Source organism: Pseudomonas sp. SHLD1, assembly GCF_028640935.1.
GTDB classification, from domain to species: domain Bacteria; phylum Pseudomonadota; class Gammaproteobacteria; order Pseudomonadales; family Pseudomonadaceae; genus Chryseomonas; species Chryseomonas aestiva.
In genome coordinates, this window is the sequence record NZ_JAQZAD010000013.1 from 731,829 (window position 1) to 746,567 (window position 14,739).

Consider the following 14,739-nt stretch of genomic DNA (forward strand, 5'->3'; position numbering starts at 1 on the left):
CGTCATCAGGCGGGCTTGGACGAATCACGCTCGGCGAGCAGGGCTGGCGTCTATCGCAAAACGCACCCCACCCCCCGGCGAGGGGTAGGGTGGCAGCGCCTCGTCAGGCGGCCTGGGTCTCCGCCATCCGCTGCTCCAGCCGTTGCAGGAAGTTGAGCAGCAGCACCTCTTCCTCCTTGAGCCCCTTGCGCTTGCGCGGCTTGGGCAGGGTGCAGAGGTCGCCCGCGAGGAAGGCATCCAGCACGCCCGGGTGGATATAGCACTTACGACAGACCGCCGGGGTATTGCCCAGGGTGCGAGACACCGCCTTGACCATGTCCACTAGCTCCTTCTTGGCGTCGGTCTGGGTTTCACAACGCAACTCGCGCAGGGCTTCCAGCGCGAGGGCACTGCCGGCCCAGGTGCGGTAGTCCTTGGCGGTGAAGTCTGCGCCCGTGAGTTCATGCAGGTAGGCGTTGACGTCGGACGAGGTGACGGTATGGCGGTCACCGTCCCCATCCACATACTGAAAGAGGTGCTGACCGGGCAGCTCGAGGCACTTCTTTACGGTACGTGCCAGCCGCGGATCGCTGACCTTGATGTCGTGCTCCACCCCGCTCTTGCCACGGAAGTGGAAGGCGATGGTATTGCCATGCACCTCGGCATGTCGGTTGCGCAGGGTGGTGAGGCCATAGGACTTGTTGCTTTTGGCGTACTGGGCATTGCCAACCCGAATCAAGGTCGCGTCGAGCAAGCTGATGACGGTGGCCATGACCTTCTCCCGGCACAGGCCGCGCCGGGCGAGGTCCTCTTCAACGCGCTGCCGCAGCTTGGGCAGTGCCTGACCGAACGCCAGCATCCGTTCATACTTGTCGGTATCGCGGATCTCGCGCCAGCGCGGGTGGTAGCGATACTGCTTGCGCCCGCGGGCGTCGCGTCCGGTGGCCTGCAGATGGCCATTGGCGTCAGGGCAGATCCAGACCTCGGTATAGGCCGGCGGAATGGCCAGCTTGTTGATGCGCTCGACTTCCGCCTGATCGCGGATTCGTTCGCCGTCTGGGGTGAAATAGGCCCACTTGCCACGCAGCTTGCGTCGACTCAGGCCCGCCTGGCTGTCATCGACGTAATTGAGGTCGGGCGGCAAGGGCGTGCAGAGGGCGGTACCGGTGTCGTCACGCTCATCGGCGGGGATGGGCAGGTCGGTCTGGGCGAGGCGTTGCATTACTTTCGAGACTTTCGAGCGAGAGGTCATGACTGCACCGACAATTTCCTGGTCGAAACGGTGGACTCCAGGAGAAGGGACCCGGTTCTCATGACCGCGCTCAAGCCGACCGACGCACAATTGCGCGAAGCCTTGCTGGCCAAGGCGCAGGCGCGCCGTCCGGGGACGACCTTCTGTCCGTCGGAGGTGGCGCGTGACCTGGCTGCGGACTGGCGGCCACTGATGGAGCCCCTGCGCGCCATGGCGCGTGAGCTGGCGCGCGAGGGCCGGCTGCAGGTGACGCAGAAGGGCGAAGCCCTGGAGGCCGAAGCGCCCTGGCGTGGCCCGATCCGCTTAAGCCTGGCTTAATCGGCGTTTAAGTTTCGATTAATGGCGGATCGCTACTCTGGACCCAGATCAAACAGCAACCAGAGAGAATCATCATGAAAAAGCTTACCGCCCTCGCGACTGCCGCCCTCCTGCTCACCGGTATGGGCGTCGCCCAGGCCCGGGATCTCGGCCCCGATGAAGCCCTCAAGCTGCGTGACAGCGGCAAGATCAAGAGCTTCGAGGTGCTCAACCAGGCCGCCATCGCCAAGCATCCGGGCTCGACGACCCACGAGACCGAACTGGAAGAAGAGTACGGGCGCTACATCTACCAACTGGAACTGCGTGACCCCAAAGGTGTGAAATGGGATCTGGAACTCGACGCCACCACTGGCGAAGTCCTGAAAAATCAGCGCGACGACTGACCGTCGGCCTCGCCGGGCTAGTGCTGCTCGGCAGCCTCTCGCCCCTGATCCAGGCCCGTGACCTGGATCAGGACGAGGCCCTCAGGCTGCGCAAGGAAGGTGTGATCCGGCCCCTGGAAAGCCTGCTGCAGCGGGTCAACGAACGCTATCCCCAGGCGCGGCTGCTGGAAGCCGAACTGGAAGAGGAGGACGGCCAGTATCGCTACGAGATCGAGATCCTCGTCGGCGATGTCGTCCGCGAACTGGAAATCGGTGCGATGGATGGCGCCATCATGAAGGATGAGGTGGACGACTAGATGCGCCTGTTGCTGGTTGAAGACGATGTGGCCCTGGCCGACGAGATCACGGCGTTCCTCACGCGGCAGGGCTACGCCATCGACTGGCTGGCCGATGGCCGCGACGCCGCCTGGCAGGGCGCCCAGGAACCCTATGACCTCATCGTTCTCGACCTGGGTTTGCCCGGCCGGCCCGGGCTGGAGGTGCTCGGGGAGTGGCGTGCAAAGGCGCTGGCGACTCCGGTGCTGATCCTGACCGCCCGCGACAGCTGGGCGGAGCGCATCGACGGCCTCAAGGCAGGGGCCGATGACTACCTCACCAAACCCTTCCACCCCGAAGAACTGGGCTTGCGCATCGCCGCCTTGCTGCGGCGGGTGCGCGGTGTGGCCAACCAGCCGCTGCTGCAGGCCGCCGGATTCGCGCTCGACGAGGCGCGCCAATGCGTGGTACGTGGCAGTGAAACCATCGCCCTGAGCGCGGCGGAATTTCGCCTGCTGCGCTGCTTCCTGCTGCATCCCGGACAGATCCTGTCGAAGACGCGGCTCAACGACCATCTCTACGACGGCGAGAGCGAGCGCGACTCCAATGTCATCGAGGTCCACGTCAATCATCTGCGGCGCAAGCTGGGGCGTGCGGTCATCGAGACGCGGCGCGGCCAGGGCTATCGCCTGGGCGGTGTCGATTGAAATCCATCCAGGCCAGGCTCAGGGTCGGGCTGGTGGCCATCCTGCTGGTCGCCGGTCTGGTGCTGGTGCTGGGCGGAGCCTGGCTGGTGGACCATGCCCTGCGCCGTTATCTGGAAACCGGACTGCGCGGCGAGACGGAAAACCTGCTTGCCGCCCTGGTGCGCGGGCCCCATGGTCTGCAACTGGATGAGGGGCGGCTGGGCAGTCTCTATACCCGGCCGCTGTCCGGCCGCTACTTCCTCATCGAGATCCCGGCGTTGGGCATCCGCTGGCGCTCGCGCTCGCTGTGGGACGCGCAACTGGAAGCGCCGCCGGGCAACGGCCTGAGCGAGACCCTCGCGGATGGCCCCAGTGGCCAGCGATTGCTCGCCTACCGCGCCGATTACCAGCGCTATGGCCAGGCGGTGCAGGTAACGGTCGCCGACGACTACAATCCCCTGCTGAGCAACCTGGCGCGCATCCTCGCGTTCGGTGGCTCGTTGGGGCTGGCGACCTTGCTGCTGGTCCTGCTGCTGCAACGGCTGATCGTGCGCCGGGCGCTGCGCCCGCTGGAGCAGGTGCGCGAGCAGATCGCCCAGCTGCATCAGGGACGCCGTTCGACGCTGGACGCCAGCGTGCCGGCCGAACTCGAACCGCTGGTGGGAGAAATGAATGCCCTGCTGCGCCACACCGAAGACGGCCTCAAGCGCGCGCGGCATGGCATCGGCAATCTGGGTCATGCGCTCAAGACCCCGCTGGCGGTGCTGACCAGCCTGGCCGAGCGTCCCGACTTGCAGGCGATGCCCGAACAGCGCGAGGTGTTGCGCGAACAACTGGGCCGTATCCGCCAGCGCCTGGAGCGGGAATTGCGCCGTGCGCGGCTGGCCGGCGAGGCCCTGCCGGGCGCGCACCTGGACGGCGCCGAGCTTCGCGAGCTCTGCACGCTGCTCAATCGGCTGCATGGCGAGCACCTGCAATACGAGTGCCGGCTGCCCGCGGGGCTGCGGCTGCCCTGGGACCGGGAAGACCTGCTGGAACTGTTCGGCACCCTGCTGGACAACGCCGGCAAATGGGCGGATCAGCAGGTTCGGCTGGAGGTGGCGCAGGATGCCGAAGGCTATCTGATCCAGATCGAGGACGACGGACCCGGTGTGCCGGAAGCCCAGCGCGAGACCATCCTCGATCGGGGTGCCCGGCTGGATGAAGCGGTCAGTGGTCACGGCCTGGGGCTGGGAATCGCCAAGGATATCGTCGACAGCTGCGGCGGAACCCTCGTTCTCGAGACCTCCGGGCTGGGTGGGCTGGCAGTGGTCATCCGGCTGCCGGCGCCAGCGCGCACCCCGTCACTCAAGTGACTCCCTGGTCAAGTTATCGGGCAGGGCGCCGATAACGGTCCAAGCTCTTGCGACCAAGGAGAACTTCGTGAGCCTCAAATTCAAAGTCACCTTACTGGCAGTCCTGCCCGTCTGCCTCTTCACGCTGGTGCTGGGTGGACTGTCCTATTGGGTCTTGCACGAGCAGGCTGCCAGGGACGTCGCCGACGCTCGCGAGCGGCTGATGGTCCAGAGTCGCAGCGCCCTGCAGAACATCGTGGAAGCGGCCATGACCGTGGTCAAGCCGCTGTACGACAAGGCCGCCGCGGGCGATACCGAAGCGCGCAAGGAGGCTATCGGCCTGCTGTCGGCCATCAGTTACGGCAAGGACGGCTACCTCTTCGGCTACGATTCCAACGTGGTCCGCCTGTTCAAGGGCAACGATCCGGCCGGTATCGGCAAGAGCTTCAAGGACAATCGCGATCCCAGTGGCCTCTACCTCAACCAGGAACTGGTCCGGGTCGGCAAGGATGGCTCGCATTTCAGTCGCTACAGCTCTTCGTTGCCCGGCAACAAGGACGTGCTAGTGCCCAAGCTCGCCTACACCGATTACCTGCCCAAATGGGATCTGGTGATCGGCTCGGCGGTGAATCTGGATGGCGTGGAGGCCGAGGTCGCTGCCGTGGCCCAGCAGGTCGCCAAGCGCACCCAGGACCAGCTCTGGCTGATCTTCGGCGTGGCCGGCGTGCTGCTGGTAGCGATCGGCATCGCCGCGCAGCTGTTTGCCGCCCGCACCCTCAGGCCGCTGGCGCAGATCAGGGAGAATCTCGACGATATCGCGGCCGGGGAGGGCGATCTGACCCGCCGCCTTCCGGTCAACGGGCGCGACGAGATCGGTGAACTCGCCGCCGCCTTCAATCGCTTCGTCGATCGCATCCAGAGCACCATCGCCCAGGTCGTCGACATCACCCACCAGTTCACCAGCCTGCTCGACGACGTCGCCCAGCAGGCCCAGCGCACCGATCGCGACATGCAGCGCCAGCGCAGCGAGACCGACCAGGTGGCCACCGCCATCAACCAGATGTCCGCGGCGGCCCAGGAAGTGGCGAGCAGTGCCCTGCAGGCCTCCGAAGCCACCCGGCAGACCGAGGAAAAGGGCCGGCTGGCCAGCGAGACGGTCGCCGCCAGCGTGGCGCGCATCCACGAACTGGTCGAGGAGGTACGCCAGAGCAGCGTGTCCCTGGATGGTCTCAAGCAGGATGTGGGGGCCATCGTCGGCGTGCTCGACGTGATTCGCGCCATTGCCGAGCAGACCAACCTGCTGGCGCTCAACGCCGCCATCGAAGCGGCCCGGGCGGGCGAGGCCGGTCGCGGTTTTGCCGTGGTCGCCGACGAGGTACGGGCCCTGGCCAGCCGGACCCAGCAGAGCACCCAGGAAATCCAGGGCATGATCGATCGCCTGCAACAGGCCACCGGCCGTGCGGTCGGGGCCATGGAGCGCTCGGGGGGCATGGGCGAGGCCACCACGGCCCAGGCCGAGCAGGCCGGTACCGCCCTGGCCGCGATCAGCGAGCTGATCGCCACCATCAACGCCATGAACACCCAGATCGCCAGTGCCGCCGAGGAGCAGACGGCGGTGGCCGAAGAGGTCAATCGCAGCGTCCACACCATCGCCAATGCCGTCGACAGCATGGCCCAGGGAGCCCAGCAAGGCGCGCGCAACACCGCCGGCATGGTCGGCCTGGGCGAGCGCCTGGACGGCCTGGTCCGTCAGTTTCGGGTATGATCCCGGGCGCGCCGGCCATGCCGGCGCGCCTCTTCGGGCCGAGTTGGGGGTGCTTATGGGAACCCCACGGCTTCCGAGGCTCTAAGCAAGGCCTGTCATCCTTGTTTGGAATCGCGAAAGCCAATGAAAAGTGCTCGGCTGGAAAACAAGACGTTCCTGATCCTGCTGGTGGTGGTCTCGCTGGCCTTCATCTGGATCCTCACGCCCTTCCTGGGGGCGGTGTTCTGGGGCGCCATCCTCGCCATCCTGTTCGCCCCGCTGCAGCGCTGGTTCGTCCGGCGCTTCAACAACAGACGCAACCTGGGGGCGCTCTGCACCCTGTTCGTGATCCTGCTCATCGTCATCCTGCCGGTGGTGTTCATCGCCATCTCCCTGGTGCAGGAAGGCTCGCTGCTGTACCAGCAGGTCAGCAGCGGTCAGCTCAACTTCGGCCAGTACTATCAGCAGATCTGGGGCGCCTTGCCGGGTTCGGTGCGTGGCGTGCTGGAGCGCTTCGGTGCCGGCGACCTGGATGGCATTCGCCAGAAGCTCTCCGAAGGCGCCATGCAGGGCAGCCAGTTCGTCGCTACCCAGGCCTTCAGCTTCGGCCAGGGGACCTTCCAGTTCCTGATCGGCTTCGGCGTGATGCTCTATCTGCTGTTCTTTCTGCTGCGCGATGGTTCGCAGCTGGTAGCGCTGATCCGCAAGGCCATTCCGCTGAGTGACATGCACAAGCGCAGCCTGATGGCCAAGTTCACCGCCGTGGTGCGCGCCACGGTCAAGGGCAACATCATCGTCGCCGTGGTACAGGGCGCCTTGGGCGGCTTCATCCTCGGCGTGCTGGGTGTCCAGGGGGCGGTGCTCTGGGGCACCCTGATGGCCTTCCTGTCGCTGCTGCCGGCGGTCGGCTCGGCGCTGATCTGGGTGCCGGTGGCCATCTACTTCCTGGCGACCGGTTCAGTGATCAAAGGGGTCATCCTGATCGTCTTCGCCGTGGTGGTGATCGGCCTGGTGGACAACCTGCTGCGCCCCATCCTGGTCGGCAAGGACACCAAGATGCCCGACTACGTGGTGCTGATCTCAACCATTGGCGGCATGTCGCTGTTCGGCCTGAACGGCTTCGTGATCGGCCCGCTGATCGCCGCGCTGTTCATGTCGACCTGGGACCTGTTCAGCCACCGCGACGACATCTAAAAACCTGCTTACGATCTGCTGCGCGTCGGCCGAAACGCGTCGAAATCGCCCTGGAAGGCCAGCCTGTCGGAATGCTCGTTTACTCCAGGTAAACTCCGCTTCCTCAGGCGCCTGCGTGGGGCCGCCTAGGCCTTGTTTGGCTCTGGCTCGCGAGATCGTAAGCAGGTTTTGCACAGTGAACAGGGCGCTTAGCCCTGGTCGGGCTCCGAGGGATAGCGGGTCGCGACCAGGCTTTCCTTGACCTTGCGCAGGTGCGGCTGGAAATCCACGCCGCGCTTGAGCGTGACCCCGGTAGCCAGGATGTCCAGCACGGTGAGCTGGATGATCCGGGAGGTCATGGGCATGTAGATGTCGGTGTCTTCCGGCAGCGGGATGTCCAGGCTGTGGGTGCAGACCTTGGCCAGCGGGGTGTTGCTGGCGGTGAGGCCCAGCACCGAGGCGCCGTTGTCCCGCGCCAGCTTGGCCACGTCCACCAGTTCGCGTGTGCGACCGGTGTAGGAGATGATCACGAAGAGATCACCGGTCCTGGCGATGGAGGCGAGCATCCGCTGCATCAGCACGTCCGAATGCGCCGACACCGCCATGTTGAAGCGAAAGAACTTGTGCTGGGCGTCCAGGGCCACGGGGGCCGAGGCGCCCAGGCCGAAGAAGTGGATCTGCCGCGCCTGGATCATCAGGTCCACCGCGCGATCCACGGTGCGGGCGTCCAGTCGCTGGCGGGCGCTGTCCAGCGAGGCGATGGTGCTGCTGAAGATCTTTTCCGCGTAGGCTTCGGATTCGTCGTTGGCTTCCACCGCCTGGCTGACATAGACCGCGCCGCTGGCGATGCTCTGCGCCAGCTGGATCTTCATCTCCGGGTAGCCGCTCACGCCCAGGGAGCGGCAGAAGCGATTGACGGTGGGCTCGCTGACCTGCGCCGCCTGGGCCAGGGCCGCGATGGTGTAGCGCGTGGCCTGCCGGGGATTTTGCAGGATGACCTCGGCGACCTTGCGTTCCGCGCGGTTAAGTTCGCCGATGCGGTTCTGGATGGTTTGCAGCAGGGTGCTGGCACGATCCATGAGAACTCCTAGTGGTTGTTGTGCCTCTATCCTAAGGCTATAAAAGGTATGGGCCGGGCTTACCCCTGCACCGTATTTTTTAATATAAAGACTACGCGAATCGCCCCAGCTCCCCTATGATGGTGCTGGAATATCTCAAACTTTAAGTAAAAGAACGAATATTTATGGCTGGCGTCCGAGTTCTACCCTGTACCCTGGCAATCTTCGGCGCGTTGGGCGACCTGGCCCTGCGCAAACTTTTCCCTGCCCTTTACCAGCTGGATCGCGAAGGTCTGCTGCACGAGGATACCCGCATCATGGCGCTGGCGCGTGACCAGGGCGATGGGGTCAAGCAGCTGGAGCACATCGAGGAGCGCCTGCGCCACTATGTGCCCAAGGCCGATTGGGACGAAGCGGTATGGACCCGGATGCGCGGTCGCCTGGGCTATCGCGCCGTCGATTTTCGCAATCGCGAAGACTATACGGGACTTGCCGAGGATGTGGGCGAGACCTCGCCACTGATCGCCTATTTCGCCACCCCGGCGCTGGTCTACAGTGCCATCTGCGAGAACCTCGCCGCCGTCGGCCTGTGCGAGCGCACCCGGGTGGTGATGGAAAAGCCCATCGGCTACGACCTGGAATCCTCCAAGGTGGTCAACGACGCGGTGGCGCGCTTCTTCCCCGAAGACCGCGTCTACCGCATCGACCATTACCTGGGCAAGGAGACCGTGCAGAACCTCATCGCCCTGAGATTCGCCAACAGCCTGTTCGAGACCCAGTGGAACCAGAACTACATTTCCCACGTGGAAATCACCGTGGCCGAGAAGGTCGGGATCGAGGGTCGCTGGGGCTATTTCGACCAGGCCGGCCAGTTGCGCGACATGGTGCAGAACCACCTGCTGCAGCTGCTCTGCCTGACCGCCATGGACCCGCCGGCGGATCTGTCGGCCGACAGCATCCGTGACGAGAAGGTCAAGGTCCTCAAGGCGCTGGAGCCCATTACCGCCGACCAGCTCGCCAGCCGCGTGGTCCTGGGTCAGTACACCTCCGGCTACAGCGACGGCAAGCCGGTGCCGGGTTATCTGGAAGAACCCAATTCCAACACCGAAAGCCGCACCGAGACCTTTGTCGCCATCCGCGCGGACATCCGCAACTGGCGCTGGTCGGGCGTGCCTTTCTATCTGCGTACCGGCAAGCGCATGCCACAGAAGCTGTCGCAGATCGTCATCCACTTCAAGGAACCCCCGCACTACATCTTCGCCCCCGAGCAGCGCAGCCTGATCAGCAACCGCCTGATCATCCGCATCCAGCCGGACGAAGGCATTTCGCTGCAGGTGATGAGCAAGGACCAGGGCCTGCGCAAGGGCATGCAGCTGCGCAGCGGTCCGCTGCAGCTCAATTTCTCCGAGACCTTCAAGCACCTGCGCACGCCGGATGCCTACGAGCGACTGCTGCTGGAAGTCATGCAGGGCAATCAGTCGCTGTTCGTCCGCAAGGACGAGATCGAAGCGGCCTGGAAGTGGTGCGATCAGCTGATGGATGGCTGGTCGAAAATGGGCGACTCGCCCAAGTCCTATGCCGCCGGCAGCTGGGGTCCGCTGACCTCCATCGCACTGATCGCACGAGACGGGAGATCCTGGTATGGCGACGTCTGATCTGGGGCAGGGTGTGACCCTGCGTGAATTGCCCGACCGCGAGGCCCACGCCACGGCGCTGGCCGAGACGGTCACCACGGCGCTGCGCGAGGCCCTGGCGGCGCGCGGCGAGGCGTTGCTGATCGTTTCCGGTGGCCGCAGTCCGGTGCCCTTCCTGGAGCGCCTGGCGCAGGCCGAGCTGGACTGGTCCAAGGTGCTGGTCACCCTGGCGGACGAGCGCTGGGTACCCGGTGACCATCCGGACAGCAATGCCGGTCTGTTGCGCCAGCACCTGTTCCAGGGACCCGCTGCCGCCGCCGGTTTCGTCGATCTCTATAGCCCGGCCGCTTCCACGGAAGAGGGCATGGCCCAGACCGAGGCCCGGCTGCGCGACAGCCTGGCGGCCCCCGATGTGCTGGTGCTGGGCATGGGCGACGACGCCCATACCGCCTCGCTGTTCCCCGGCAGTCCCGGCCTGGAAGCGGCCCTGGATCCGGCCAGCGAGCGCCTGAGTTTTCCCGGCGTGGCACCGTCCGCGCCTCAGACCCGCATCACCCTGAGCCGGGCCTACCTGAGTCGCGCGCGGCAGCAGATCCTCGCCATCCAGGGTGCGGGCAAGCGACAGGTGCTGGAAACCGCTCTGGCCGCGGGCGACGAGCTGGCCACTCCGATCAGGGCGTTCCTGCGCGAACCCCTGGTCGTCTATTGGTGCCCCTGACGAGGAGTTGAGTTTTGGACATGCAGAACAAGATCGCGACCCTAGATGCCCTGTGCGCCCGCGCGCGGATCCTGCCGGTGATCGTGATCAACGATCCCGCCGACGTGCTGCCCTTCGCCGACGCCATGGCCGCGGGGGGGCTCACCGCCCTGGAAATCACCCTGAGATCGGCCCACGGACTGGACGCGGTGCGCCTGCTGCGCCAGGAACGTCCTGAGCTGGATGTTGGCGTGGGCACCGTGCTGGACGTGCGGATGTTCGACGCTGCGGTCGAGGCTGGCGCCCAGTTCATCGTCACTCCGGGCACCACCGAGGAAATTCTCCAGGCCGGGGTATCGGCGCCCATCCCGCTGCTGCCGGGCATCGCCACGCCCTCGGAGATCATGCAGGCCTACCGCCTGGGTTATCGTCGCTTCAAGCTGTTTCCCGCCAACGTCTATGGTGGCGTCGACGCACTCAAGGCTTTCGCCGGTCCCTTCGCCGAACTCAAGTTCTGCCCCACCGGTGGCGTCAACCCGGGCAACGTGAAGAACTACTTTCAGCAGCCCAACCTGCTGTGCGTCGGCGGCAGCTGGATGCTGCCCGGCGACGTGGTGAAAGCCAAGGACTGGACGCGCGTCGAGCAGCTCTGCCGCGAAGCCCTGGCCACCCTGGACTGAGCCTGCGGCCATCCGTCACCTGCCGGGCTAGTGTGTTGTCTCTGAAGTTCGCGCAAGAATGGGCGGGTGATTTTTTGGCAGTTCGGCGCCCCGGTGTGGCCAGGCGCCGGGACCAGTCATAGCAGGGCTATGGCGAGGAGGGCAACGCCGCCAAAGCCGAAAAAGTGCCGCCAAGATTGTGCAGTCAATTTCTGAGACACCACACTCGCTAGGCTGGCGCGAGCAGGGGCGCTATCATGCGCCCCTGTCTTTTTCCTGGCGCCCGTTCCGCGGCGCCTTTGTCGTCCACTACACCGGGAGGTGCCTGATGACCCTCGACAAGAATCCCCCAAACGAATCCCTCGATGAAACCGTCCCCGCGCCGGCTGGCGAAAAGCTGCAGAAGGTGCTGTCGCGCCTGGGCGTCGGCTCGCGGCGCGACGTCGAAGCCTGGATCGGCGAAGGCCGCATCAAGGTCAACGGCGTGGTCGCGCCCCTGGGTCTGAGGGTCATGCCCAAGGACGCCATCGCAGTGGACGGACGTCTGCTCAAGCGTGACCAGGCCGAGGAAGTGGTGCGGCGCGTGCTGATCTACAACAAGCCCGAGGGCGAGATCTGCACCCGTGACGATCCCGAAGGTCGGCCCACTGTCTTCGACCGCCTGCCCAAGCCCAAGCAGGGCCGCTGGATCAATGTCGGTCGCCTGGACATCAACACCACCGGCCTGCTGCTGTTCACCACCGATGGCGAACTGGCCAACCGGCTGATGCACCCGTCCTACCAGATGGACCGCGAGTACGCGGTACGGGTACGGGGCGAGGTGACCGAAGAGATGCTGCTGCGCCTGAAGAACGGGGTGATCCTCGAAGACGGCCCGGCGCGCTTCACCGACGTCCAGCAGGCGCCGGAAGGCGACGGCTTCAACCACTGGTTCCATTGCGTGGTGATGGAAGGCCGCAACCGCGAAGTACGGCGGCTGTGGGAATCCCAGGGCCTGGTGGTGAGCCGACTGAAGCGCGTACGTTTCGGTCCGGTGTTCATGACCAGCGATCTGCCGGTCGGGCGCTGGCGCGAGATGACCCAGGGGGAGATCGACATCCTCGCCGGAGAAGTCGGCCTGCCGCCGGTAGCGCTGCCGTCCATGGGCGGCAAGACCAAGGAAAAGCTCGAGCGTCAGCAGCGCAAGACCGCGCGGCCGATCGATGCCGGTCGGGGTTCGCGCAACAAGCTCAACAAGACGGGCAAGGCCAGCAAGCCCCAGGGGTCGGCCGTGGCCGAGCGTCCCAGCGAAATGGGCCGCAAGCCGGTCAGCAAGGGCCGTACCTCGCCGGGCATCGCGCCGCGTCGTGGTCCGAGCGGTGGCGGTACCGGCAAGGGCGGTCGCCGCTAAGCAGAGAGGTCGCCTGGCCCCAGGCGACCCTCAGGCCAGGCTGCAGAATCGATTGCGGCCTTCGGCCTTGGCCTGATAGAGGGCTCGATCCGCGCGCAGCAGCAGACAGCGCGGTGACTCGACGTCACGCAGGGTCGCCAGACCCAGGCTCAGGGTGACTGGCAACGGGATGGCGCCAGCCGTCTCCGATTGGGCCTCCACCGCGGCTCTCAGGCGTTCCGCCACGATATGCGCCGCTTCATGGCCGGTGGCCGACAGCAGTACGCAGAATTCCTCGCCGCCAAAGCGAAAGACCATGTCCATGCTTCTCAGGCTGTTGCCGAGGGTGCGGGCGGTCTGGCGCAGCACGTCGTCGCCGACGCTGTGGCCGAAGCGGTCGTTGATACGCTTGAAATGGTCCAGATCCACCATCAGCAGCGACAACGGCTGCTGGGTCCGCCGGGCCAGTTCCAGCTCACGCACCAGGGCACGATCCAGGGCACTGCGATTGCCGACACCGGTCAGGGCGTCGCGCAGGGCATTGTTCTGGGCCTCGCGGTAGAGCAGGGCGTTGCGCAGGGGAAACAGCAGGCTGCCGAGCAGGTATTCCAGCGCCCCGAGTTCGCTGTCCTGGAAGCGCTCCTGACGGTAGAAGGTCAGATCCCCCAGGCGCAGATCCCCCTGGCTCAGGTGATAGTGCACCTGATGACCCTGGTCTTCGCCCAGGCCGATGGCCACGTCCTCCGCGGCATTGCGGTAGGTGAGGCCGGGCAGGTCCACCAGCGTATCCACCTCCTGCCGGAAGAGTTGCAGGACCCGTTCGAGATCCAGCGATGTCTGCAGGACGCCGAGCAGGCGCTGGCGCAGGGCGCCCAGCACCGCCGGATCGCTTTCGCGGGCGGGGGCAGCGAGGTTGGCGTTGCGCTGCTGGCGAGCGCGATCGAGGTTGATGGTGTTGGACGAGGGCGGGACCATGCCTGTTCTCCTTGGCGGATAGTCCCCCTACAGCGAGAAGTGTGCCAGTCTTGCAGTGGCAATTAAATCAATGACTTAGGAGAATGGTGGCGATTGGCCGTCTGTAAGTTGACGCCTGAAGCCCAGGCGGGCCGCCATTGCGGCCCGCTGGTGACGACTTTCCGACGCGAGGTTTAGACCTTGAGTACCAGCTTGCCGAAGTTCTCGCCGGAGAACAGCTTCATCAAGGTCTCGGGAAAGGTGTCCAGGCCTTCCACCACGTGCTCGCGGGATTTGAGCTGGCCGTCGGCCAGCCAGATCGCCAGCTGCTTCTGGGCCTCGGCATAGCGCGCGGCGTGGTCCAGCACGATGAAGCCTTCCATGCGCGCGCGATTGCTGAGCAGCGCCAGGTAGTTCTGCGGGCCCTGCACCTTGTCACTGTTGTACTGGCTGATGGCGCCACAGAGCACTACCCGTGCGCGGAAATTGATCTGCGCCAGCACCGCGTCCAAGGTCGGGCCGCCGACGTTGTCGAAATAGACGTCGATACCGTTGGGGCATTCACGGTGCAGGGCGGCCGCAAGGTCCGCTTCGGCCTTGTAATCGATGGCGGCGTCGAAACCCAGTTCCTCGATCAGATAGCGGCATTTTTCCGCGCCACCGGCGATACCCACCACATGGCATGCCTTGAGCTTGCCGATCTGGCCGACCATGCCGCCGACCGCGCCGGCAGCGCCGGAAACCACGATGGTCTGGCCGGCCTTGGGCTCGCCGACTTCCAGCAGGCCGAAGTAGGCGGTCAGACCGGTCATGCCGAGTACCGAGAGATACTGGGGCAGGCTGGCCTTGCTGGGATCCACCTTGTAGAAACCCTGGGGCTCGCCCAGGTAGTAATCCTGGATGCCGAGCATGCCGTTGATCGTGTCGCCCACCTTGAAGTCCGGGTGGTTGGACGCCACCACCTCACCGACGCCCAGGGCACGAATGACTTCGCCGAGGCCAATGGGCTTGATGTAGGACTTGCCCTCGTTCATCCAGCCGCGCATGGCCGGATCGAGGGAGAGGAAGAGATTCTTGATCAGCACCTGACCGGCGCCGGGCTCGCCGATCGGCTGCTCGACACGCTCGAAGGTGTCGGCGGTGGGTTCGCCGGACGGGCGCTTGGCGAGCAGGAACTGGCGATTGGTACGGGACATGGTGTTCTCCTGACGTGAAGGATCCAGTTCCGACCCGTCCGGAGGGGC

Annotated in this window: 15 protein-coding genes; 11 read left to right on the plus strand and 4 right to left on the minus strand. The window is 65.4% G+C overall.

Translation table 11 applies throughout. The features are described from left to right. Positions 1–103: 103 nt before the first annotated feature. Entirely contained in the window at positions 104–1,201 is a 1,098-nt protein-coding gene (locus PVZ77_RS08760; RefSeq protein ID WP_273807202.1) for a DNA topoisomerase IB, read from the minus strand. 90 nt (positions 1,202–1,291) lie between these two features. On the opposite strand from PVZ77_RS08760, the gene PVZ77_RS08765 reads away from it, so the two are divergent. From PVZ77_RS08765 to PVZ77_RS08795, 7 genes are all read left to right on the plus strand, one after another. Further along, the gene (locus PVZ77_RS08765) at positions 1,292–1,549 is read left to right on the plus strand and encodes a DUF3253 domain-containing protein (protein WP_273807203.1); all 258 of its coding nucleotides are present in this window, start codon (positions 1,292–1,294) and stop codon (positions 1,547–1,549) included. Between the two features lie 74 nt (positions 1,550–1,623). Further along, positions 1,624–1,932, plus strand: coding sequence for a PepSY domain-containing protein (locus tag PVZ77_RS08770; RefSeq protein ID WP_273807204.1), 309 nt, complete (start codon positions 1,624–1,626; stop codon positions 1,930–1,932). A 20-nt stretch (positions 1,933–1,952) separates the two neighbouring features. Next, positions 1,953–2,228: a PepSY domain-containing protein gene (locus PVZ77_RS08775; protein ID WP_273807205.1), complete on the plus strand. Its 276-nt coding sequence runs from the start codon at positions 1,953–1,955 to the stop codon at positions 2,226–2,228. Further along, positions 2,229–2,894 carry a response regulator transcription factor gene (locus PVZ77_RS08780; RefSeq protein WP_273807206.1) on the plus strand — a complete coding sequence of 222 codons (666 nt, stop codon included), beginning with the start codon at positions 2,229–2,231 and terminating at the stop codon, positions 2,892–2,894. It abuts the gene before it with no gap. After that, positions 2,891–4,228 carry an ATP-binding protein gene (locus PVZ77_RS08785; protein ID WP_273807207.1) on the plus strand — a complete coding sequence of 446 codons (1,338 nt, stop codon included), beginning with the start codon at positions 2,891–2,893 and terminating at the stop codon, positions 4,226–4,228. The genes PVZ77_RS08780 and PVZ77_RS08785 overlap by 4 nt, the downstream gene beginning before the upstream one ends. Positions 4,229–4,295: 67 nt before the next feature. Then, positions 4,296–5,972 carry a methyl-accepting chemotaxis protein gene (locus PVZ77_RS08790; RefSeq protein ID WP_273807208.1) on the plus strand — a complete coding sequence of 559 codons (1,677 nt, stop codon included), beginning with the start codon at positions 4,296–4,298 and terminating at the stop codon, positions 5,970–5,972. 123 nt (positions 5,973–6,095) lie between these two features. Next, on the plus strand, positions 6,096–7,145 hold the full coding sequence (locus PVZ77_RS08795; RefSeq protein WP_273807209.1) for an AI-2E family transporter: 1,050 nt from the start codon (positions 6,096–6,098) through the stop codon (positions 7,143–7,145). Positions 7,146–7,333: 188 nt separating this feature from the next. On the opposite strand, the gene PVZ77_RS08800 is transcribed toward PVZ77_RS08795, so the two are convergent. After that, positions 7,334–8,203, minus strand: a complete 870-nt coding sequence (locus tag PVZ77_RS08800) for a MurR/RpiR family transcriptional regulator (protein WP_133860632.1) — start codon at positions 8,201–8,203, stop codon at positions 7,334–7,336. Between the two features lie 164 nt (positions 8,204–8,367). Between PVZ77_RS08800 and zwf the strand changes: the two genes are divergently transcribed. The 4 genes from zwf (at position 8,368) to rluB (ending at position 12,562) form a co-directional block, all read left to right on the plus strand. Further along, positions 8,368–9,837 carry a glucose-6-phosphate dehydrogenase gene (gene zwf / locus PVZ77_RS08805; RefSeq protein WP_273807210.1) on the plus strand — a complete coding sequence of 490 codons (1,470 nt, stop codon included), beginning with the start codon at positions 8,368–8,370 and terminating at the stop codon, positions 9,835–9,837. Then, positions 9,824–10,534: a 6-phosphogluconolactonase gene (pgl, locus tag PVZ77_RS08810; protein ID WP_273807211.1), complete on the plus strand. Its 711-nt coding sequence runs from the start codon at positions 9,824–9,826 to the stop codon at positions 10,532–10,534. The genes zwf and pgl overlap by 14 nt, the downstream gene beginning before the upstream one ends. Before the next feature lie 20 nt (positions 10,535–10,554). Next, the gene (locus PVZ77_RS08815) at positions 10,555–11,193 is read left to right on the plus strand and encodes a bifunctional 4-hydroxy-2-oxoglutarate aldolase/2-dehydro-3-deoxy-phosphogluconate aldolase (RefSeq protein ID WP_058791468.1); all 639 of its coding nucleotides are present in this window, start codon (positions 10,555–10,557) and stop codon (positions 11,191–11,193) included. 307 nt (positions 11,194–11,500) lie between these two features. Continuing rightward, on the plus strand, positions 11,501–12,562 hold the full coding sequence (gene rluB, locus PVZ77_RS08820; RefSeq protein WP_273807212.1) for a 23S rRNA pseudouridine(2605) synthase RluB: 1,062 nt from the start codon (positions 11,501–11,503) through the stop codon (positions 12,560–12,562). A 30-nt stretch (positions 12,563–12,592) separates the two neighbouring features. On the opposite strand, the gene PVZ77_RS08825 is transcribed toward rluB, so the two are convergent. Beyond that, positions 12,593–13,516 carry a GGDEF domain-containing protein gene (locus tag PVZ77_RS08825; RefSeq protein WP_273807213.1) on the minus strand — a complete coding sequence of 308 codons (924 nt, stop codon included), beginning with the start codon at positions 13,514–13,516 and terminating at the stop codon, positions 12,593–12,595. 173 nt (positions 13,517–13,689) lie between these two features. Further along, positions 13,690–14,691 carry an NADP-dependent oxidoreductase gene (locus PVZ77_RS08830; protein ID WP_273807214.1) on the minus strand — a complete coding sequence of 334 codons (1,002 nt, stop codon included), beginning with the start codon at positions 14,689–14,691 and terminating at the stop codon, positions 13,690–13,692. Positions 14,692–14,739: the final 48 nt, after the last annotated feature.